This is a genomic window from Candidatus Zixiibacteriota bacterium (genome assembly GCA_019038695.1).
Classification (GTDB): domain Bacteria; phylum Zixibacteria; class MSB-5A5; order GN15; family FEB-12; genus B120-G9.
On record JAHOYZ010000007.1, the window covers coordinates 132,827 to 154,290 of the forward strand.

General features: G+C 50.6%; 19 protein-coding genes. 9 read left to right on the forward strand and 10 right to left on the reverse strand.

Annotated features, from left to right (window positions below):
- Positions 1-123 precede the first annotated feature (123 nt).
- Positions 124-1,977: a peptidylprolyl isomerase gene (locus tag KOO62_02560; GenBank protein ID MBU8932867.1), complete on the forward strand. Its 1,854-nt coding sequence runs from the start codon at positions 124-126 to the stop codon at positions 1,975-1,977.
- A 53-nt stretch (positions 1,978-2,030) separates the two neighbouring features.
- On the opposite strand, the gene KOO62_02565 is transcribed toward KOO62_02560, so the two are convergent.
- The 8 genes from KOO62_02565 to KOO62_02600 form a co-directional block, all read right to left on the reverse strand.
- Complete coding sequence (locus KOO62_02565; GenBank protein ID MBU8932868.1) at positions 2,031-2,264, reverse strand: hypothetical protein; 234 nt, start codon at positions 2,262-2,264, stop codon at positions 2,031-2,033.
- Between the two features lie 39 nt (positions 2,265-2,303).
- On the reverse strand, positions 2,304-3,980 hold the full coding sequence (locus KOO62_02570) for an electron transfer flavoprotein-ubiquinone oxidoreductase (GenBank protein ID MBU8932869.1): 1,677 nt from the start codon (positions 3,978-3,980) through the stop codon (positions 2,304-2,306).
- A gap of 63 nt (positions 3,981-4,043) precedes the next feature.
- A complete protein-coding gene (locus tag KOO62_02575; GenBank protein ID MBU8932870.1) occupies positions 4,044-4,499 on the reverse strand; it encodes a hypothetical protein in 456 nt (151 codons plus the stop codon).
- 529 nt (positions 4,500-5,028) lie between these two features.
- Entirely contained in the window at positions 5,029-5,925 is an 897-nt protein-coding gene (ispH, locus tag KOO62_02580) for a 4-hydroxy-3-methylbut-2-enyl diphosphate reductase (protein MBU8932871.1), read from the reverse strand.
- A 42-nt stretch (positions 5,926-5,967) separates the two neighbouring features.
- Positions 5,968-6,552 (reverse strand): pyridoxal 5'-phosphate synthase glutaminase subunit PdxT, encoded by a 585-nt coding sequence (pdxT, locus tag KOO62_02585; protein ID MBU8932872.1) that lies wholly within the window; start codon positions 6,550-6,552, stop codon positions 5,968-5,970.
- 117 nt (positions 6,553-6,669) lie between these two features.
- Positions 6,670-7,419, reverse strand: a complete 750-nt coding sequence (locus KOO62_02590; GenBank protein ID MBU8932873.1) for a phage Gp37/Gp68 family protein — start codon at positions 7,417-7,419, stop codon at positions 6,670-6,672.
- Positions 7,420-7,672: 253 nt separating this feature from the next.
- Positions 7,673-8,557 (reverse strand): pyridoxal 5'-phosphate synthase lyase subunit PdxS, encoded by an 885-nt coding sequence (pdxS, locus tag KOO62_02595; GenBank protein ID MBU8932874.1) that lies wholly within the window; start codon positions 8,555-8,557, stop codon positions 7,673-7,675.
- 224 nt (positions 8,558-8,781) lie between these two features.
- A complete protein-coding gene (locus KOO62_02600; protein ID MBU8932875.1) occupies positions 8,782-9,192 on the reverse strand; it encodes an Rrf2 family transcriptional regulator in 411 nt (136 codons plus the stop codon).
- A gap of 200 nt (positions 9,193-9,392) precedes the next feature.
- On the opposite strand from KOO62_02600, the gene KOO62_02605 reads away from it, so the two are divergent.
- The 8 genes from KOO62_02605 to pyrE all read left to right on the forward strand — a co-directional run bounded on the left by KOO62_02605 (position 9,393) and on the right by pyrE (position 18,009).
- Complete coding sequence (locus tag KOO62_02605; protein MBU8932876.1) at positions 9,393-10,208, forward strand: prepilin-type N-terminal cleavage/methylation domain-containing protein; 816 nt, start codon at positions 9,393-9,395, stop codon at positions 10,206-10,208.
- Positions 10,189-11,448: a prepilin-type N-terminal cleavage/methylation domain-containing protein gene (locus KOO62_02610; GenBank protein ID MBU8932877.1), complete on the forward strand. Its 1,260-nt coding sequence runs from the start codon at positions 10,189-10,191 to the stop codon at positions 11,446-11,448. The genes KOO62_02605 and KOO62_02610 overlap by 20 nt, the downstream gene beginning before the upstream one ends.
- Before the next feature lie 24 nt (positions 11,449-11,472).
- A complete protein-coding gene (locus KOO62_02615) occupies positions 11,473-12,627 on the forward strand; it encodes a type II secretion system protein GspG (protein ID MBU8932878.1) in 1,155 nt (384 codons plus the stop codon).
- Positions 12,618-13,361, forward strand: a complete 744-nt coding sequence (locus tag KOO62_02620) for a prepilin-type N-terminal cleavage/methylation domain-containing protein (protein MBU8932879.1) — start codon at positions 12,618-12,620, stop codon at positions 13,359-13,361. Before KOO62_02615 ends, KOO62_02620 begins: the two co-directional genes overlap by 10 nt.
- 135 nt (positions 13,362-13,496) lie before the next feature.
- Positions 13,497-15,737, forward strand: coding sequence for a vitamin B12-dependent ribonucleotide reductase (locus KOO62_02625; GenBank protein MBU8932880.1), 2,241 nt, complete (start codon positions 13,497-13,499; stop codon positions 15,735-15,737).
- Between the two features lie 217 nt (positions 15,738-15,954).
- The gene (locus KOO62_02630) at positions 15,955-16,689 is read left to right on the forward strand and encodes a hypothetical protein (GenBank protein ID MBU8932881.1); all 735 of its coding nucleotides are present in this window, start codon (positions 15,955-15,957) and stop codon (positions 16,687-16,689) included.
- A gap of 376 nt (positions 16,690-17,065) precedes the next feature.
- Positions 17,066-17,440, forward strand: coding sequence for a holo-ACP synthase (acpS, locus tag KOO62_02635; protein ID MBU8932882.1), 375 nt, complete (start codon positions 17,066-17,068; stop codon positions 17,438-17,440).
- Positions 17,437-18,009 carry an orotate phosphoribosyltransferase gene (gene pyrE, locus KOO62_02640; GenBank protein MBU8932883.1) on the forward strand — a complete coding sequence of 191 codons (573 nt, stop codon included), beginning with the start codon at positions 17,437-17,439 and terminating at the stop codon, positions 18,007-18,009. Before acpS ends, pyrE begins: the two co-directional genes overlap by 4 nt.
- Before the next feature lie 350 nt (positions 18,010-18,359).
- Here pyrE and KOO62_02645 read toward each other — a convergent pair whose 3' ends face one another.
- Positions 18,360-19,061, reverse strand: a complete 702-nt coding sequence (locus tag KOO62_02645) for a serine protease (GenBank protein MBU8932884.1) — start codon at positions 19,059-19,061, stop codon at positions 18,360-18,362.
- 190 nt (positions 19,062-19,251) lie between these two features.
- Positions 19,252-21,360 carry an acetate--CoA ligase family protein gene (locus KOO62_02650; protein MBU8932885.1) on the reverse strand — a complete coding sequence of 703 codons (2,109 nt, stop codon included), beginning with the start codon at positions 21,358-21,360 and terminating at the stop codon, positions 19,252-19,254.
- Positions 21,361-21,464 lie beyond the last annotated feature (104 nt).

The window sequence follows — 21,464 nt, forward strand, 5'->3', positions numbered from 1 at the left end:
TATTGCCTGTGAAGGTTGCATATCGGCCTGTATGGCTTATATTCTTAGGCTTGATGAGAGTGCTTCGGTGTAGATGCCGGCGCACAATTTACACTTTTGGGAACCGACAAGGAGTAGAATCGAATGTTTGAAGCTCTTCGCAAGATGATCTTGCCGATAATTATCGTCGTCCTGTTTTTCTTCGTAGGTATGATCGTTCTCGAGTGGGGACTGGGGCTGTCCAGTCGCCAGGCTACAGTTGAACAAGACCTGGCAGCCATCATCAACGGTGAGAAAATTGACTGGCGATCCTACAATGCCATCTATAACAACTTATACCAGGCTGAAGCCAAGGACGCCGAAGACGAACTCCCCGAATCCAAAGTCAACGAGTTGCACCAGGAAGCCTGGAGACAAATACTGCATGAGACACTCGTAATGCAGGAAGTCGCCAAGAACAATCTGGTTGTCACCAACGAAGAGCTATATGCCTACTTGCGGCTTTCACCCCCCCCCGAACTCCAGGGATTACCGTATTTCCAGACCGACGGGAAATTCGATTATCAGAAATATATCAACGCGATGGCCGATCCACAGGCTACTCCCTTCTGGGCCCAGGTGGAGGTTTCAGCTCGTCGTGACGTTACTCGGGTTAAGCTACAGGAACTGATTCTACAGACCGCTCATGTCACTGAAGGTGAGATCAAGGAGTGGTTTCTTGCCTCCACTGAGAAAGTCAAAGTCGGCATGATTAACATAGGCTTTGACCGCTTCTCCCGTCCTCCTCCTCAAAGCACCGAGGAAGAGAAACAGGTCTATTTCGAGTCAAACCGTGAGGACTACCCGATCAAGAAAAGGGCCTCTCTAAATATCGTAATACTGGAAAAGACTCCTGCTCCGTCCGATTGGGAAACCGCTTTTGGCAAAGCTACCGCTATCCGTGATTCCATCCTGGCGGGAGAGGATTTCGCTCTGATGGCCTCCCGGTATTCGGAAGACCCAAGTGCCAAAGATAACGACGGTGATCTGGGCTGGTTCCCGCGTGGCCAGATGGTTGATGAGTTTGACCGTCATGTGTTCCAGATGAATAAAGACGAAGTGTCGGATCCGATTCGCACCCAATTCGGTTGGCACATTATCAAATTACACGGACTCAGAGAGGAAATGGCTAAACCGCGCGGCAAGTCCGAAGAAGAACTTCAGGAACAAGTACACGCTTCGCACATCCTCATTACTGCTCCAGCATCTCAGGAAACTCTCGACGACAATTACCGCCGCCTGGAACAATTCCAGAATGCCGCTACCCGATCCGGATTTTTCAAGGCTGCTGAAGATTTGAAACTCATAGTTCGCCAAACAGGACTTTTCTTTCATGGCGGCAATATCCAATACTTGGGTAAAGATGGCCAGGCTGGTCAATTCGCCTTCGATCAGGAAGTTGATGCTATCTCGGAAGTAATGGAGAACAACTCTGCTTACTATGTAGTGCAGGCATCTGAGCAACGACCAGAGGGACTGGCAACCTTTGAGGAAGCGACGGATAAGATCCAGATGGATTTGCAGCTGCACAAGGTTCTTCAGTTTTGCCAGGACACTTCCGCAGCAATCTGGGCTGAAATCCAGAATGGTACTGATTTCAAGAAAGCAGCCACTATGTTTGGCGAGGAATACGAAACACCCGATGCATTCGATCGTGACGGTTATGTCAAAGGGCTGCGTCGTGACCCCACTGCCATAGGAACCGCGTTCTCGTTGACCAGCCCGGGACAGATGTCTGCACCGGTCGAGTTTGATCAGGGGGTAGTGATCTTCAAGCTCATCGAACGCACTTCGCCGGACCTCTCAGAACTTACGGCTAAGCGAGACTCGGTAGCCAATGTCATTCTCCAGAGTAAGCGCCAGGAACTGTATACGCGTTGGTTCGATCACCTGGTAAAAACATCGGAAATTGAGAACTTTGTCCAGGAGGCATTGGCTCAGAGGCAATCAACACTGTAATCGATTCGGTCGATTAGACCAGGAATAACGATAAATTGGAAAATGGGTCTTCCCTATTCGGGGAGACCCTTTCTTTGTCCGGTTACCAATTTGACCAGAGCAACGCCAGCCCATATCAGTTCCAGGATAACAAAAGGAATCGACCCCGTCTGCCAGGCGTAAACGCCCGCCAGACCAGCGCCAAGAACATTCATTGCCAGATAAACTGGGCTGGTTTCTTTAACCCATTGTAGCAGGTTCAACACAAACGCAATCAGGAGTAACCCGACGCCTAACGAGCCTATCACAAGCGAAGACATTGATCCCCGTTCCGGTATCGACCGTGTCTATAGATTTTCGAAATTCGGTCCCTCACCGCCTTGAGGAGTAACCCACCGAATCACCTGATAAGGATCAGCAATATCACACGTTTTGCAGTGGACACAATTGGACGGTGTCAACTGAAGCTTGAGATTCCCCTCCCGATCCGGGTCCTCGACCATCTCGTACACCTGGGCCGGACAGAAGTGTGTGCAGGGATTCCCGTACTCCTCCGTACAGCGATTGTTACAGATGTCATAATCGGAGATTACAAGGTGCGGCGGTTGTTCCTCATCATGCATGGTCCCGGACTTGTATACATCGGTCAGCTTATCAAAAGTAAAATTGTTGTCGAGCTTGACTTCCTTTTTCTCCGGAAAATCTCCGGTGCGATCGCGATAATCGGCTCTGGTCAACACGTACGTATAATCTTCCCGGTTGGGGCGTCGTTCAAAGAGTCCCTTGCCCCCAGTAAATGTCTGTACCCCGGCGTGAAACAACCCTGAGAGCAAACCATTCTTAAACGAGGCGTGGAAATTTCGTGAGCGATACAGCTCTTCGCACGCCCAACTGCTTTCAAAGCGCTGTTGATAATTGCCCAAAGCGGTGGCCGAAAAATCATCCGTCTTGAGACACTCGAAAACCGTTTCAGCCGCCATGATGCCTGACTTGATTGCCAGATGGATCCCCTTCAGATGGGCCGGATCGAGGAATCCGCCACTGTCGCCGCACAGCAGAAGACCGTCACTATACAGACGGGGCATACAAAAGAAACCACCATCGGGCATAGTCTTGCCGCCATAATGCAGCATCGTTCCACCGTCAAGGATTCCTTTTATCAGGGGATGTGTCTTGTAACGTTGGAATTTCATATGGGGGTCATTGGTAGGATCGGGCGAGTTGAGTCCCACAGCAAACCCGACCGAAACCATTGTGTCGCTCATGGCATAGACCCAACCGCCACCGTACTCATCAGAAGGCTGAGGCCAGCCAATCGTATGAATCACCTGACCAGCTTTGATTCTCCCCGCAGGGACTTCCCAGACTTCCTTGATTCCGGTCAAATACATTTGCGGCAGACATTCACTGGTCAGTTCGGGTAAACTTTCAAGGGCTTGGCGCGTGAGAGAACCTCGCACACCTTCACACAGAATTGTGACCTTAGCCTTAACAATCGATCCCGGCTCGAAATTGGATCTGGGGTTGCTTTCCTTGTCAAGACCCATATCAACTGTCCGAACACCGGTAACAACGCCTTCATCAAGCACTAGGTCGTAGCCTGCCAAACCCGCGAAGACATCGATTCCCAATCCCTCAACCTGCTCACCGAGCCAGGCAGAAAGGCGATTGAGAGATACAATATAGTTACCGTGATTACCCATCGATTTAGGCAGGTAAGGAAACTTGGTGGCAGCTCCGTCACGTAGCCAATACATGGCATCAGCTGTAACCTCAGCCTCCAAAGGAGCTCCCAGCTCTTTGTAATCAGGGATCAGCTCAGCCAGACCACGCGGATTCATTACCGCCCCTGATAAACAATGCGCCCCTACATGTGAGCCCTTGTCCATCAGGAGTATTTCCGGCAACTCAACCGAGTCGTCGGCCGCAACCAGCTTGGCGAGTTTGTAGGCGAAGGCCAGTCCGGCCGGACCAGCCCCAACTACCGCTATATCTGTTTCGAGGATTTCACGTTCTATCTCCATACATCTGTCCTTTCATGTTTCAGTCGCATAAAGTATAGACAGATCAGGAAAAGATAGAAAGGTTTAGTTGGAGACTGCCGACCTCTTTCTACTACTGTGACGGCGCGCCGTTTGCCGATTACCAATGTCCTTAGGCAGTTCTTCAGCCTGACCATTGGCATCAATCTGAAGCATGTTGGCGATCTTGTCCTGGTCGCAACCGACCGTAATCAACCGCGTTGATTGCAGAATTGGATAGCGCAACAGGGAGTGATCATCCAGAATTAACTGGATCATCTCTTCACGCGACAGTTTTGCCTCATCCAGTTTGTGCTTGGTATAAGATTCAGACATCTTGTTTAAGAAATGACTGATATTTAAGAAGCCAATCAAGTTCATTAATTCCTGATGGTGAAAGGGGTCCTCTTTGGTGTCGCGCACCTCAAGCAGAATCCCTGCCCCTTCAATGAATTTCTGAACCTCCTGGCAACGAACATCGTCATTACCATACACAAACATTTTTGCCCTTCTGGGGACCATATTTCCTCCTCCTGGAGTTCGTTGTTTCGGCACCCTTGTTCTTCGGATGACAGCGGCCAATGTTGTCTAATCTGCCGTTGTGCGTGAGCGAAAAAGCTTCCCGCTATCCCCGATTAAAACAGTGCTTACATATGATGATGCAAGAGCACCGGCTAAGAGAATAGATTAATCCTAATAAATCAGACCTTTGTCAACAACTATCTTGATAAAAGAGCCTATCCTCTACCTTATTTATACAGGCTGTCTCGTCAATTTAGCAACTACCAATAATCCTCATGCTCAATTTGATTCCATCTGGCACTCTGTACGAATCGAATTGAAAGAGATTTGGTGAATTGTTCAATATCACGTTCAGAATGATCGAACCAGATACTATCTCTGTATCGTCAGAAGACCGCTCGGCCTTCACGATCACTACTACTATATTAAACGAAACAACGACTCTTATGTTCCAATAATGTAGTGCAATCGTTGCGTGTGTGAGCACTCTATCGCCTTGTTGAAGGGGTTATTTTCCGTCACAACCAGTTCATAAGTCGGGTTTCGGACGGATAACCGTAGCCTTCCCTCCGGATATGTCTATCAGGCGCGTAATCACTTCCTCTACCAGAAACTCAGGGGTTGAGGCTCCTGCTGAAACCCCTACCACCTTTGCCCCATCACTACCCTCAAACCACTCGCCCCGAATATCGGTCGCAGAGCCAATCAGGTAGCCACGACCGCAGGAAACATTGGCGATTCGCGCCAGTCGGTTGGAATTAGCAGAAGTCGATGAGCCAACGATCAGGATCAAATCAACGTCGGGCGCCAGATCCATTACCGCCGTCTGACGCTGGGTAGTAGCATTGCAAATTGTATTGAAGATTTCGATCTGTGGCCACTTCTGTCTGGCCAGCTTTTCGATTTCGGCGAGCTCACCGGTATGAGCTGTAGTCTGCACAGTCAAACCGAGCTTACGATCTTTCCACTCCGGTAGATCGGCCAGTTCTTTCGTGTGCGCCACAACGGTTATCTGATCGGGCGCATGGCCAACAATCCCGTGGGTTTCGTCATGATTGGGATCACCGATGTGGATCACATGATAACCGTCAGCTATAACCTTTTCGATAATCTTGTAAATACGCTCCACTAGGGGACAAGTAGCATCAACAACAGTCAGTCCTGCTTCTTCTGCCTGGCGCTTGATATCCGGCGCTACACCATGAGCCGAAATAATCAGCGTACCGGTCGTCACATCATGGACCGAACCGACTTGCCCTACGCCCTCCTTCCGAAACTTCTCCACCACCGCTTCGTTGTGTACTATTTCGTTTAGGATAGTCACCGGTCCGTCAGCTTTGGCTGCCGTTTCTTCAGCGATCTGAATGGCCCTCTTGACCCCCATACAGAAACCGCTGTGCTTGGCGATGTGAATCCTTCTCAACACAATCTGTGTTTCCTCAGTATTATCGAAATGGTCCTGTTCTTTTCATAGACGAGCCAGAACAAAGCGACGCAGGAAAAACTCCAGCAACGTGCAGTCATCATCCAATTCAGTGTGAAACGAACTCGCCATCAAATGTCCCTCGATAACCAGCACCGGATCGCCATCGTATGAGGCTAAAGTCTTCACGTTTTTCCCCGTCCGACAAATTCTGGGGGCTCGGATAAAGGTAGCCCGAAGCGTTACCTCATCATCATTCAGTCTGGCTGTCAGCGGCACATCAAACGAATTAACCTGCCGCCCATACCCTGTTCGCACAACATCAACATCCATCAGACCAAGCGTTCTCACATTGGCCTGATTGTCCTCTATTTTCATGGCTAACATAATCATCCCAGCACAGGTTCCCCAGACCGGCCTCGAGTGGCCATAATCGGTCAAAGGTTGGCGCAGATCGAAACGATCAAACAGGATGTTCATCGTTGTCGATTCACCACCGGGAATAATCAAACCATCAATCTCGTTCAGTTGGGTGGCGGTTCGTACTTCTGTCATACCCGCCCCGAGAAGCGATAGCTGGTGAATGTGTCGCTCAAAGTCTCCCTGAAGCGCCAGCACTCCGATATTCAATTTTATGTAATCGGTCATATCATTATCTCAGTTGCACTGTCCATCATCCGCAGGACAATAAACAACGAAACCGGCATGGTTTCAAGGAAGGATAGATGTTTCCCAAAAAGACTTTGCTTAGAGAAGACTCGCCAGAGACAATTGGCGGTCAGGGTCCGGAAGCTCAGGCATCTCGCTGTAGAGACGTCCCCGAAGGAGTCGACCGGTTTTCCGTCGGTTGAATCCGCCCCATTGCTTGAAGAAAAAGGCACTGCCCTGCGCCCGGCATTGCTTCTGGATATCGAGCACCCATTTTTCTTCCATAGGTCGCGCCCCCGGACCGGACTCGCCACCGACTACAACCCAGTCAATCCCATCGAGGTCCAAGGTCTCCACCGGACCGAGAAGCGGCTCCATCGACAGCCACCTGACTGCCGCATCAACTTGTCTCAAGTCATCAATGCGATCCCGAAAACGAGCATTCTCAACCGTTACACCAGCCCACACATTCGATGGCCAGGGGAGCTTGGGTGCAAATTTGGCGAGTCGTTTGGATCGTTTGGTGAGCAACTGGAAAATATGCTGATCAGCTTGTTGCATCGTCTCAAAGATGGACCTAATGAATTTCAACGGCACCTTCTCGTGAAACAGGTCGGACATTGAGGCCGTGAACACCAGATGCGGCTTGCGCCATCTGAGCGGTTCCTTGATCTGGTCGGGGTGCAACGTGACTTCGAAACTATTGCGATACTTGGCTACGCCCATGCCGTGCAGGCGCTTAGCCATCCGCTCGGCATAGCAGTGGCGACACCCTTCCGAGACGGCGCTACACCCGGTGACGGGATTCCAGGTAGAGTGCGCATATGCAATTTTTGTCTTCACTGTCATAGCAATAATATCGCTTCAGTAGTGCAAGAGCTAGCTGTTCCTACCAGAGAACAGGCGATGCCTGTCGAAACTGAGAACAGTTTCAACCTACTCGGCTACCTCTTCCTATTATCCAGCCTATCTCACATACCTAATGATAACTGTATAACACAAGGAATCCAAATCACAACCCTTCGTCTCTACTCACAAAAAAACAGGCCGCCACTTGACGACCTGTCGGGATTCGAATCATAAGAAAGGCCACAATGTGGCCCTACCGTGTCTGGAGCAACTCCTCCTCGGGAATGTCTTCCGCCTGGATGCCCTTCATGGCGTCGCCGAGTCCGCGTGAGGCATCAGCTATCTTCGATGCATCCTGGTAATGAGTCGTGGCCGACACGATAGCCTTGCCGCGTTTCTCGGGATTGTCGGATTTGAAAATACCCGAACCGACAAACACCGCCTCGGCTCCCAGCTGCATACAGAGCGCCGCATCGGCTGGAGTAGCAATTCCACCAGCTGCGAAATTCGGTACTGGCAACTTGCCGGTTTTGGCTACCAGATGTACCAGATCAATCGAGACCTGATATTCTTTGGCCACGGCATAAAGCTCTTCTTCCGACATGACCGTCAATGACTTCATAATCGAGTAGATTTCCCTGAGATGCTTGACGGCATGTGAAACGTCACCTGTGCCAGCTTCTCCCTTAGTGCGGATCATGGCCGCTCCTTCGGAGATACGCCGTAGCGCCTCGCCCAGATTGCGGCAGCCACAAACAAACGGCACCTTAAACGGCCATTTGTTGACGTGGTGTTTGTAGTCAGCCGGGGTGAGGACTTCGGATTCGTCGATGAAATCAACTTCCAATGATTCCAAAACGCGAGCTTCGGTAAAATGTCCAATCCGACATTTGGCCATCACGGGAATAGTAACCACGTGCTTGATGGCGTCGATCACATCCAGATCAGCCATCCGGGCCACTCCTCCATCAGCCCTGATATCAGAGGGGACTCGTTCGAGAGCCATGACAGCTACCGCGCCGGAGTTTTCGGCGATCTTGGCCTGCTCGGCGGTCGTAACATCCATGATGACACCACCCTTGAGCATCTCAGCCAGCCCGATTTTAACTTTATGCTGTTTATCCTCGAATCTCTCCATAACTACCTCTCCTTGACACAACTCATGGCGACAGACCGGTTAAACTCCGTAAATCCGTCACATAACACGCCGCCGCGACAACAAACAGATATTGCCGCACCTACCTTACCAGATTAGTAATATAGTGGATAGATAGACCCTAAGACAAGCCCAATGGTAGGGATCCCTGCAAATGATAATCGTCCAGCCGCATCCCCCGCCGGCACGGGGGCGTTCAAACAAATCTACTTTTTGCTGCGATTGCGATACTTAGCGAAATGCTGTTTGCCAAGAGCTTTTTTGAAAGTAACTTCCTGAGCCTCCCAGAAGCTGCGGAATTCACAGATATTGTAACGCTCGCAACTACAATTTTCCTCAGTACAAAGATTCAGATGGATGGGGCCATCAATAGCTTCGATAACATCAAGGAAGGTGATTTCTCGGGGAGTCCTCGCCAGACGATAGCCACCCCGTACACCCTGAAAGGAAACCAGTATCTCGGCCCTTGTAAGGTCTTTGAGAATCTTTGCCAGGAACTCACGCGGGACCACCTCGCCTTCCGCAATGGCATTGATCGAAGCTAAACTACCAGTCGGGAGCTTGGCCAGGTGCCAAACTGCCCGGAGCGCATAATCAGATTTCCTTGACAGTTTCATAGAATTACATCCTCACAGCGATAGTGTAGTTACATTTTCCAGAGTACCGCAAACAGCACTACATGTTTCCCGGCTCTTCCAGATTGAATTATACAAAAGAAGATATACTTAGTCCACAACAAAGTCATCTAAGCAGTCCATTATTCCTTCGTCTCACCAACATGATCTAAAGCACCGCAGACCAGCTATAAACAGTGGCTATGATTACGCCGATAATCAGAGAGAACATGTGTATCCAGGCCAAAATAGCAGATTCGGGCCAAAAGGCTCCTTTGACCGGAAGCAACACCGGCTACTCTCTGGTCGAGATGATAGTTGTAATCATCATTGTAGCCGTGCTGGCTTCGGTCACGATGCGCTCCATGCGCGGAGCTACCGATGTTGCCCGAACCGAGGAAACCCGACAGGAGCTTGACCGGCTGGCGTGGGCAATTACCGGCAATCCGGCGATGATCTCCGGCGGAACTCAAATAAGCTATGGATATATTGGCGATGTAGGCGCGCTCCCAGACTCATTGGGTGCACTCATTGTCAATCCGGGCGGCTATTCAACATGGAACGGACCATATATCCAGGATAAGTTTACCGACGGTACCGGCAACACCGAGTACAGAATTGACGCCTGGGGTCAAACCTATACTTACTCTGGTGGAATTACAATTTCGTCCGCCGGAGGTGGCTCGACAATCACGCGAGAGTTGGCCAACTCAGTAGCCAACCTGCTCTACAACAGCGTTGTTGTGACTATCGCTGATCTCAATCATACGCCACCCGGAGAGGACTTTAGCGACTCGGTCAGGTTCGTGTTGACATTCCCGGATGGGATCGGTTCGACGACTTCGACTGCCAAGTCGCCCGGTTCGGATGGCTTGGTCCAGTTCGATTCCATACCGATAGGCAACCACCAACTCAGAATGATCTACATTCCCGACAACGATACATCCGTCAACTTCGTACGCGTCAATCCCGGCAGTTTGTATTACAAGGAGCTCTATTTTGCCACTGATCTCTGGTAAATATCAAGCTTCGGGAAGACATCTCGTCGCCGAAAACGGCTTCAGCCTGATCGAGCTGGTTATAGTCATTGTCGTGCTGGGGATTCTGTTGAGTATGGCGATGCAATCGATGGAGGGATTGGTCAAGGACGCTCGCTACACGAAAAATGAGCGAGAGATGGAAATGCTGGCTCACGCTATCGTAGGTGATCCCGGCATGGCTAGTGGTGCCGGACGGACCGATTTTGGTTATGTCGGCGATGTCGGGGCGTTTCCTGCCAACCTTCAGGCACTCTATCAGGACCCCGGACTGGGAACCTGGGACGGACCTTACCTGCCGCCCGGAATGACTGAAGATTCAACCGGATTCAAGTTAGACGAATGGGGTACTGCTTATACGTATTCCGGGGGAATAACCATAACCTCGACCGGGAGTGGAACCACAATATCCAAGAAGATCGCTGACGCTACTGATGACTATCTACTAAACACGGTCAACGGGACTATCAAAGATGCCAATGACTCCGTACCAGGAACGATCTACGCAGATTCTGTAAATATTGAGATAACCATCCCCAACGGTGCGGGCGGAGCAACTCTTAAAACATATCACCCCGACTCAGCAGGCGCATTTACGCTTGATTCTCTGCCGGCCGGAACTCATTCGCTTGAGATCATCTATGTGCCAAGCGTAGACACTCTCCATCGGTATCTGACCGTGTTACCACGGCATCAAGGACAGAAATCATATGTATTCGCCTCGGCCCATTTTGGTGGCGGCGGAGGTGGGGGTGGTGGCTCGGGTGTGGAAACTCTTCGCCCAACAGGAAATGGAAGCTTAACTAATCTACTTGATGAGAGCTGCTCCAATAATTGGCAGTGTGTGGATGAAGTAACATCGGATGGGGACGGCACCTATGTGAAGGGAGAAGGCAGTGGTTGGAATGTGGACACCTATGAAACCGCCAATCATTCGGTTGGCACCGGCACTGTAGATTCTATCGTTGTTTATGTCAAAGCTAAAGGTAACGGCGGGGGCAAAAAAGCCAGAACCGCAATACGCATTGGGGGGAGCACTTACACCGGTTCCCAGAATAACACAACCGGTAGTTATGTGGATTATTCTACAACTTATCAAACAAACCCGTCAACATCTGCAGCATGGACCTGGACCGATATTGACAATCTCGAAATTGGTGTTGATCTGAAAAAAGTAACAATTTGTACTCAGGTATGGGTTGAGGTCTACTATACCTATTAGCACACACATCTTATGTGGTTTCTTATGAAAGATCAGACTCCAAAACCAAGTAACGGTTTCACGCTCGTTGAAGTAATCCTGGTGGTAGTAATCATGGGCATTCTGGCCTCGGTGGCTATGCGCTCAATCGGGTACATTGGCGAGTCTGCGCGTATCGAGGAAACCAAACAGGAGATGAGTGCTCTTCATCAAGCTGCAGTCGGTAATCCCGACCTTGAGAACAACGGCACTCGAACCGATTTTGGATATATCGGTGACGTCGGGGGCTTGCCCCCTGATTTGAACGCGCTCGTAACCAATCCTGGTAGCTATACCACCTGGAACGGTCCCTATATCGAAAATCGATTCACTCAGATTACCAATGACTACAAAACAGACGCGTGGGGCATGACCTATTCCTATAGCGGCGTCACAATCACTTCGACTGGCTCGGATGGCGACATTGAATGTCAACTAGCCGGATCGGCCGACCATCTCCTGCGCAATGCGGTTGCTGGCAACGTCTTCGATCTCGACGGAACCCCGCCGGGCACTACCTACGACGACTCAGTAACTATCAGACTGACTATTCCGAACGGCACAGGCGGCACAACGATCAAAAGCGCCACCCCGGATTTTGGAGGATATTTCTCGTTTGATTCTATCCCTATCGGTAACCACAATCTGGACGTAATTTACCTGCCTGATGATGACACTCTAAGGCGGTTCGTGAGCGTGGTGCCCAATTCATCGATGTATAGCGAGTACCGTCTTGCGTCCAACGTCTGGTATGCGGCTGGCGGGGGTGGTTCCTCAGAAATCGAGTTTGTGACTGATTCCGATACACTGTGGACCGGCAACTGCGCTATGTTGAAGTTCTGGATCGTCAATAACACTGGCGCATCTATTGCCGTAAGCTCTATCCGACTCACATGGTCGAGCCCGACAGCCTACTACAAGACAGTAACCTGGAATGGCACTACAGTGCGCGACTCGAATCCGAGTGCCGCTTCCGGGGAATTGTCCACCTTTTCGGCCAGTCAGACTATCAATGATTCCCAACAGATCAAGATCACGGTGGAGAATTTCAAACCGAACTCCGGAGGAAGCGGACCACCTGTGGACATGACCGGCGCTTCGTTCACGATCGAGCTATCCGATGGATCATCTTTCACTTTTACGGCGGACCTATGCAACTAAGCCTGGTAAGAAGAGAATATCGCGGTTTCACTCTCGTCGAACTGGTGATAATGATTGTTGTCATCGGTATCCTGGCGACTATCGCTACCCGCGAGATGTCGGGGACTATTGAAGACGCGCATTGGGAAAATACCAAAAAGGAACTAGACCAACTGGCGTTTGCCATTGTTGGTAACCCTGATATCTACGTCGGAGGGGCGCGGTCAGATTTTGGTTACGTGGGTGATGTCGGAGGTTTGCCCTCTGATTTGAACGCGCTTGTTACCAATCCTGGTAGCTATGCCACCTGGGATGGCCCGTATGCAGATTCCGGGACCTCCGGGACAGAACATCTGAGCGACGCCTGGGGAACTGCCTATACCTACACTGATACGCTTCTAAGATCAACGGGGTCGGGGTCCAATATCGATAAACTCCTGGCCAACTCATCATCGGATTTGCTATCCAACACGATCTCCGGAACTATCGTTGACGCCGGTCGCGATATCCCCGGCAGTGTCTATCGCGACTCACTTCAAGTGCGTCTCACCTACCCTAATGGCTCTGGAGGTTCAACAACAGCAATAGTTAATCCGAGTTCCGACGGGTGGTTTTCTATCTCGAGTATTCCTGTCGGCAACCGGACCTTGCAGGTCATTTATATCCCCAACTCTGACACTGCGACTTACGCTATTGGCGTGCTACCGGGACGGACGGCCCGGTTGGACATCGTTTTCCCGGCCGATCTATGGTAGGTATAAGCGGAGGAGACCGCCACACATTAAAATATGTGATGCACCTTTTTCTCAAACCGGAGTTATAATACAGTAGGGCAGGAGCCCTGCGCTTCTGCCATGAAGACTTGACTGGTGATATTGGAATGATGACCAATGAAAATCCGTGATGTAAACATATCGGCCAACGGTCTGACCGTGCTTGAGAAACGCTACCTGATGAAGGACAAACACGGTCGCGTGATCGAAACGCCGACCCAGTTGTTTGTCCGGGTGGCACGGTTTGTGGCTGAAGCTGATCGCAACTATGACGCTACTGATGAACAGATCGCAAACTCAACGCAGAAATTCTTTGACATCATGGCTGATATGGATTTCCTGCCCAACTCTCCCACCTTGATGAATGCCGGCCGACCGCTGGGGCAACTATCAGCCTGTTTCGTATTACCCGTAGGCGACTCTATGGAGGAGATATTCGACAGTATCAAAAATGCCGCCCTGATTCACAAGTCTGGTGGCGGAACGGGCTTCTCCTTCTCGCGTTTGCGACCACGCAATTCGGTTGTAGCATCGACTTCCGGCGTCGCATCCGGTCCGGTATCTTTCATGGCTGCCTTCGACGCCACAACCGAGACCGTTCGACAAGGAGGCACGCGTCGTGGAGCCAATATGGGAGTCCTTCGGGTAGATCATCCCGACATCATGGAGTTTATCGCCTGTAAGGATGACACCAGCCGAATCACCAATTTTAACATCTCGGTTGGCATTACTGATGTCTTCATGAAAGCCCTGACCGCCGACAGTGATTTCCTTCTGTTCAATCCCCACACTGGCACCACGCATCTCGTAGACCATAAAGAGGTTCGCCTTTCGGCTCGTGATGTTTTTAACTCTATTGTCGAGCACGCCTGGCAAACCGGCGAACCGGGGATTGTCTTCCTTGACAGGATGAACCAAACCAATCCAACTTATCCACACGAGACTATTGAAGCAACCAACCCATGCGGTGAACAGCCATTACCGCCATATGATTCCTGCAACCTCGGTTCGATTAACTTATCCCGATTCGCTGTTGATCCCTTGCCGGATGATTACACAATTGATGATCCATCCCAGGGCGTTAACTGGGAACGATTGGCATCGGTGGTGCGCGTCGGAGTTCATTTTCTTGACAACGTGATTGATCAGAACAAATATCCACTGGAACAGATCAAGGTCCAGACATTCAAGAACCGTCGCATCGGCCTGGGGATCATGGGCTGGGCGGATCTGTTGGTCAGGCTTGGCCTTCCCTACGATAGCCAACAGGCTCAGGAGTTAGGTGGCAAACTGATGGCGTTTATCAGTACGGAGGGGCGCAATCATTCCTCGGAACTGGCCAAGACACGTGGCAAGTTCCCCAATTGGGACCAGTCGGTATTCGCCCGGGACAATGTAGCCATGCGCAACGCCACCGTTACGACCATCGCTCCCACCGGTACGATCTCAATCATTGCGGGTTGTTCCTCCGGCATTGAACCCTACTACGCTATCGCCTTCGACCGAAATGTACTGGACGGAACGCATCTAACAGAGTTGAATTCACTGTTTGAGACTATCGCAAGGAAGAATGGGTTTTACAGTGATCAGCTTGTGGCAGAGGTATCCTCCCACCGTTCTCTTTCCAATGTTGACGGCATCCCGGAGGGTGTAAAAGCTGTCTTTCTTACCGCTACCGATGTCTCCCCTGGCGACCATATTCTGATGCAGGCGAGATTCCAAAAACACTGCGATTCGTCAGTATCTAAAACTATTAACTTCCCTGAAAGCGCCACCCGTGATGACGTCGCCCAGACCTTCACCCTGGCCTATGAACAGGGATGCAAGGGCGTTACCGTCTACCGTGACAACTCCCGCCCCTACCAGGTTCTTTCCACCCGTTCTGAATCCGGCAAAGAACAGACAGGAACTGTTAGTGTGGAAAAACGACCTGACATCCTGCAGGGCATCACCGAGAAGATTCGCACTGGTTTCGGCAATTTGTATGTGACCATCAATCTCCGCGACGGAATCCCCTTTGAAGTGTTCGCCCATATCGGCAAATCGGGCTATACAACCATGGCCGACACAGAAGCTATATGTCGCCTTATCTCGCTGGCCCTGCGATCACGGGTACCTGTGGAGAAAGTAATTCGGCAGCTTCGGGGGATTGGTGGCTCCAATCCAACTTTTTCGGGAGGGTCCAAAGTTTTCTCAATCCCTGATGCAATTGCGCAGATTCTGCACAGACATTTTGGATCCGATGGATCTTCTCCAGCAAGCAAGATCGGAGAAGATGTTTGCCCGGAGTGTAGTTGCGCGATGATATTTTCCTCTGGTTGTTTTTCGTGCCCCTCCTGCGGTTATTCTAACTGCTGAATCTACCGATACTTATGTAGATAAGAGAAGTGTGCCGGTAGCCACAATTGTAAGGTACTGGAAAGGGCGTCAACTCCGATCAGTCATCTCGGCAAGCGATTTTGAGTATTGGCCTTGACCGGCATGAGTTATGTATTCTATACTTGTTCTGGTAGTGTGGCAAAAAGCCATGCGGTCGCGGAATTCTAAGTTCTAAAGGAACAACGGGACGGTAGAGATGTCATCATTTATTCCTGCCGGAAAGACGTCATCGATACGACGAGGTGATTCTTCACTTCAAATACAAACCGAATATGCCTGCCGTCCATCCCCACGGATTACAACCACTGTTCTGCACGATGGGCGCGTACTGCATAAGTTCGAACGAAAACTCGAGAGTATAATCGAGAGTCTTCAGGAACAGAATCAAATTGAAGAGATCATCAAGCGACAGCACATCGATATTTTATCAACGATTCGCTCCACACCAGAATCCAAACCCCTAACCATTGAGACTCCCGGAGAGCCATCTGAAGAGCCTTCCACTCATTCTGTTCCGACTCCTCCAATTGACGGAGAGCTGTCAATTGACTCGTCGGTATCCGATTCGCTCTCGATAGACCCACAGCTATCACTCCACGAACGATTTGCCCAAATACCCGGATTTGAACATTGTTTCCAAATGGACAATGACGGCCAATTCAAGAGCAGCGCCACTGAGAGCCAATTTCGCAAGCGCTTTCGCAAGGCATTCAAATCGCGACTGGACTTGCTGGAGGTCTTCCCCACTTACGAAAGTGATCCCACTCGCAGAGAATCCGGAGTCTACGAAATCGAGCGAGATCGACTGTTCCTGATCTCTACTGGTGACAGTTGCCTGGTTATCTCGATCAACCCTGTTGGTAGCCAAACAAACTACGAGCAAATCATTAAAGAAGCTTCCCTGCCATCCGGAGCTCTTGATAAGAGATAATACTACCGCCACAGAAAATTCTGACTGCCACAATAAAACCCGCCCCTTTCGGAGCGGGTTTCATATTTAGTAGGAGAAAGATTTGCAATTTTTGAAAAGCTCAGCACCGTTATATACGGTAAAGGGTTTTTACAGCCACTCATCGCGTTTTGTATTCGCTACCGCCAGTGAGGTGGGTCACGGCGTCTACTCAGCGTTCAAGAGACGACCTTCATGAGCTAAGTGTTAGAGTTTTCAAAAAGACATATCTTTCTCCTTACACTATAATTATACCACCCATTGCAAATCTGGCAAGATAAATCTCGGTGAGCCGGTTGCCTCCGCCTTCCGATTTGAGTATTCTTGTCGGCAACGATAACTCATGGGAGGTTGATCAGTGATACACGGCGTCGGGATGGACATCGTCGAAATCGAGCGCATTAGAGAGGACATAAAACGATACGGCGATAGTTTCATGAAAAGAATCCTGGGCGAGACAGAGCAGAAAGTCTTTGCCGCGCGAGCCAACCGCGAGCAGTTTCTGGCGGGGCGCTTTGCCTGCAAAGAGGCGGTCATCAAAGCTCTGGGGTATCGTCTCAAAAACCGTCCGCCATACACCGATCTTGAGATCGTCAATGACGACACCGGGCAGCCGGTGCTGCAGCTTCCCGAGAATATCCAACAGCAACTCGGATCGGCCAAAGTGTTGATCTCCATTTCCCATGAAAATAACTACGCGGCGGCAGTCGCCATCATTACGGAGGATAGATGAACCAGGAAGAAGTCATCCAACTATTCAAGGATTCAAACGCACTACTAACGGGACACTTTAAACTCACCTCAGGGCGACACTCGGATGTTTACTACGAGAAGTTCACGCTCCTGAAACAGCCACAAACATGCACCAAGTTATGTGAGCAGATGGCAACGCTTCTCAAAGACAGCGGAGCGCAAACGGTCGTAGGACCAACTACGGGTGGGATAATTCTGGCTTATGACACAGCTCGGTATCTTGGCCTGGAATCGATCTATGCCGAGCCGGGCGAGACAGGTCGGGTCTTCAAACGTGGTTTCTCGCTGGACAAGGGTCAGAAAGTGGCTATCGTGGATGATGTCCTTACTACCGGTCGCTCGATCCGCGAGGTCATTGATCTGGTCAATTCTTACGAAGCGGAGATTGTAGGAATCGTGCTGATGCTGGATCGTTCGGGCGGAACGGTTAAATTCGATTATCCGACTCACGCGCTGGCTTCGGTCTCGGCCAAATCATGGGAGCCCGACGAGTGCCCTCTGTGCGCCAAGGGCGATTCGATCACCCAACGCGGCAGCCGGAAGATGTAAGTGTTGGGTGGCCCATGTCACCCTCCCTCGGGTGCCCGGCTCAAACTTGTTTGGGCCGGATTCGATTCGAAAATGGCTTTGTTTGGTAATACGCGTTTTGCGTTTTTTGCGTAATCCTCTGGCATTTAGAGCGTAAGGCGAATTCGATTATAATTTCAACCACTGAAATCGTAGTGATTTTGGCGCATTTATTCCGTTCCTTCTGGATATGAGTTGGGGTTAGTCCGTTTTGTTCCTGTCTCATACAGAAGGGTCAGGGGAGGAGAATCAAGGGTAGTGTTGTTGGGAAAATGTTGCCAACCCACCCGACGCCTTCAGCTCTGTGGGGAGTACCTAAGTTGATGTTCTGCTCACTTAGTAAGGCGAGGAGTACTGACCGCGGTGGTCGTATCAACTAGTGTTTCTCTAATGCGTAGGAAATTCGTGGAAACTGCTCGCGCAAATCTGATCGGGCGTTTCCCCTTGGCATCAGTCATGTCATAAGCATGTACTATGATTGCCACAACCTCTGCGCGTCTATTGAACACCGGTCCGCCCGAGAAACCCGGCTCTGCATCGCTCTGAAATTCGATGAACTGGCCAACGGCACCGTCGTTCAGCATCTGTCCTTGAGAATACACGGTGCTATAACGGACTTTGAGAGTATCCCTTATGAAACCAAAGTAGAGAATCGAATCACCTGGACCTATTCTATCAAAGTCGCCTAGTTTAAGACAGTATTGCAGTGTTTGATCTATCGGAGAAAGAATCGCAAGGTCAAGACCCCGCACTTTGTACCCTAGAGCTATTCTGACCGGTTCGTTATCCTTGCCAAAGGGATCGAATAGTAACGTGTCACCTACGGCCACGTGGCCAGCAGTGATTACCTTACCCCCGGCAACAGCGAAGCCAGTGCCTAAGTTCGTCCCATCAAGTTTGAGAATCTCTCCAAGCACCGACTTGTGTTTGGAGACTGCACGTGCAATATCGCGGAGTGACGTTTCATCCCCTGATACGAATTGAGGGCAGGATACTAGGGCTGCTATGAGCCCTATCAGGCAGATTCGGATCATCGTCTCTCTCCATTGCATTGGGCGGCCTGCAACTTGGCGACACAGCAGATTCGACCCACATTAACAACTTCTTCATGACTAGCCTCAAGATAGAGTTAGCAGTCTATGGGATCAAGTTGGAAATGTGCTGTAGCTGATGGCAGGAGCGCGAGGCGGCTCCTGCCCTACTAATGACTCGGCCCGATGGGTCTTACTCGCGGATCAGGAAACGGGCATCGACCGCTTTGCAGTTCTCCTTGTCCGGTGAAGCCATGAAGGGATTGATATCAACCTCACTGAAACAATCGAAATCTTTCACCAATTGCGACAACCGCAACAACGTCTCCTCCACCGTAGCGATATGCACCGGAGGAGCACCCCGATAGCCCTCAAGAAGTGGATACGAGCGCAGAGATTTTATCATCTCCGAAGCATGAGCCGTTCTCAAGGGATTAATACGGAACGCCACGTCTTTCATAATCTCGACGTAGATACCACCAAGACCGAACATGATGAGCGGACCAAACGACGGATCATCAACCATCCCCATGACAGTTTCGATTCCACCGGAGATCATTTTTTGCATGGCAACTGAGAATTTCTCGCCCGATTTCAGTTCTTCCTCGACACGTTCCTTTAGATCAGCAAAGGACGATTTGACTTCTTTGTCAGTGCGAAGGTCGACCATGACGGCATGCTTCTCGGTCTTGTGAAGAATAGCCGGCGTATTGATTTTCATCACCACCGGGTAGCCCATATCCTGAGCAATTTCCACCGCTTCCTTGCGGCTGGAGGCATAACGGTAGCCAGCGGCCTGGATGCCATATGCGGCGAGGATGTCAATCGCTTCATCACCAACAATCGCGCTCTTGCCAGCCGCTTTTGCTTCGCTGACAATCTTCTCCACCCGATCGGAATCAACCTTGAAGGTTTTGAGCTTACCCCGTGGGGCATTTATCCGCTGGCGATAGTGCTCGATTGTCTGCAAAGTCTTAGCCACCGCCTCGGGAAAGATATAGACCGGAATGCTGTTGCTTTTCAGATACTCGATTCCGGGCGAATTGAACCCGGCTCCCATGAAACAGGCCAGAACTGTTTTGCTGGTGTCTTTGACGGAATCGTAGATATTCCTGGCCACATCGAGTTCGTCAATAGTGATCGGCGGTACAAAAATCGGAACGATAGTGTCGTAGCGTTTGTCCTTCTTGACAGCATCCAGGGTCAGTTTGAATTCTTTCGGGCCAGCTCCAGCCACCATGTCCATCGGGTTGGAGAAAGAAGCATCGGCCGAGATGAATGTCTTGAGCTTTTTGACGGTCGGTGCCGACAACGGGGGCATTTCCAGACCATTGTTGATCAGAGCATCGGTAGCCAGGATTCCGGGGCCACCGGCATTCGTAACCACAACGACTCCCTTGCCTTTGGGAACTGGCTGCATTGACAGCGCTCTTGCCACGTCAAAGAGTTCCTCGACAGTATCAACGCGCATAACACCCGCTTGATCAAACAGGGCATCCACACCCACATCAAGCCCGGCCAGTGCTCCCGTGTGTGATGAGGCCGCTTTGGCGCCCAGAGATGTCCGTCCTGACTTCACTGCCACAATTGGTTTGATCCTCGACACTTCACGGGCAATCTCCGTGAAGTTACGGGGATTACCAAAGTTCTCCAGATAGAGCAGGATTATCTCGGTACGGGGGTCGTTTTTCATGTACTCGAGGATGTCATTGGACGAGATATCAGCTTTGTTGCCAATCGAGGCAACGACCGAGAACCCGATACCCAACAAACGAGCGGTATTCATGATGGCCTCACCCATCGCCCCTGACTGAGTGATGAAACCAACATGCCCTTCATGCGGGAAGATCTTCCCGAAAGTGGCATTCAGGCTGACGCTGGGATCGGTGTTGACTACGCCAAAGCAATTGGGACCGATCATCCGCATCCCATATTCTCTCACCACCTGAAGAACTTCAGCCTCACGTTTTATCCCCTCGGAACCTACTTCGGAGAAACCAGCCGAGATAACAACCAGACCCTTAACACCCTTCTCGCCGCACTGCCGGACAACCTCCGCGACACCCTGCTTGGGTACTATGACGATAGCTAAATCGACAGCATCGGGAACATCCAGGATAGTTGAATACGATTTGATGGAGTGGATGACGGAGGCTGATGGATTCACCGGGAAGACCTTGCCGTTATACTCAGCCAACAGAATATTGTGCAGGGTTTCCCGTCCGATACTGCCTTTGCGGGTCGAGGCGCCAATAACCGCCACCGATTTAGGTCTGAATATGCCGTCCAACGAGTGCTTCATACTGATTCGATCTCCAAGAGATGGTCGGGTCAACCTTGATCCAACCGATTCTATCATCTCAAATTCGCGGTCTCATTAAGGCGTTCGATGTTCCTCTTGTCAAT

Excerpts from the sequence above, each read along its gene's own strand:
- KOO62_02650 (MBU8932885.1), bottom strand. The coding sequence starts at position 21,360 with ATGAAGCACTCGTTGGACGGCATATTCAGACCTAAATCGGTGGCGGTT.
- pdxS (MBU8932874.1), bottom strand. The coding sequence starts at position 8,557 with ATGGAGAGATTCGAGGATAAACAGCATAAAGTTAAAATCGGGCTGGCT.
- KOO62_02605 (MBU8932876.1), top strand. The coding sequence starts at position 9,393 with ATGATTACGCCGATAATCAGAGAGAACATGTGTATCCAGGCCAAAATA.
- KOO62_02625 (MBU8932880.1), top strand. The coding sequence starts at position 13,497 with ATGAAAATCCGTGATGTAAACATATCGGCCAACGGTCTGACCGTGCTT.
- KOO62_02615 (MBU8932878.1), top strand. The coding sequence starts at position 11,473 with ATGAAAGATCAGACTCCAAAACCAAGTAACGGTTTCACGCTCGTTGAA.
- KOO62_02560 (MBU8932867.1), top strand. The coding sequence starts at position 124 with ATGTTTGAAGCTCTTCGCAAGATGATCTTGCCGATAATTATCGTCGTC.
- KOO62_02600 (MBU8932875.1), bottom strand. The coding sequence starts at position 9,192 with ATGAAACTGTCAAGGAAATCTGATTATGCGCTCCGGGCAGTTTGGCAC.
- pyrE (MBU8932883.1), top strand. The coding sequence starts at position 17,437 with ATGAACCAGGAAGAAGTCATCCAACTATTCAAGGATTCAAACGCACTA.
- KOO62_02570 (MBU8932869.1), bottom strand. The coding sequence starts at position 3,980 with ATGGAGATAGAACGTGAAATCCTCGAAACAGATATAGCGGTAGTTGGG.
- KOO62_02645 (MBU8932884.1), bottom strand. The coding sequence starts at position 19,061 with ATGATCCGAATCTGCCTGATAGGGCTCATAGCAGCCCTAGTATCCTGC.
- KOO62_02620 (MBU8932879.1), top strand. The coding sequence starts at position 12,618 with ATGCAACTAAGCCTGGTAAGAAGAGAATATCGCGGTTTCACTCTCGTC.
- KOO62_02630 (MBU8932881.1), top strand. The coding sequence starts at position 15,955 with ATGTCATCATTTATTCCTGCCGGAAAGACGTCATCGATACGACGAGGT.
- KOO62_02590 (MBU8932873.1), bottom strand. The coding sequence starts at position 7,419 with ATGACAGTGAAGACAAAAATTGCATATGCGCACTCTACCTGGAATCCC.
- KOO62_02575 (MBU8932870.1), bottom strand. The coding sequence starts at position 4,499 with ATGGTCCCCAGAAGGGCAAAAATGTTTGTGTATGGTAATGACGATGTT.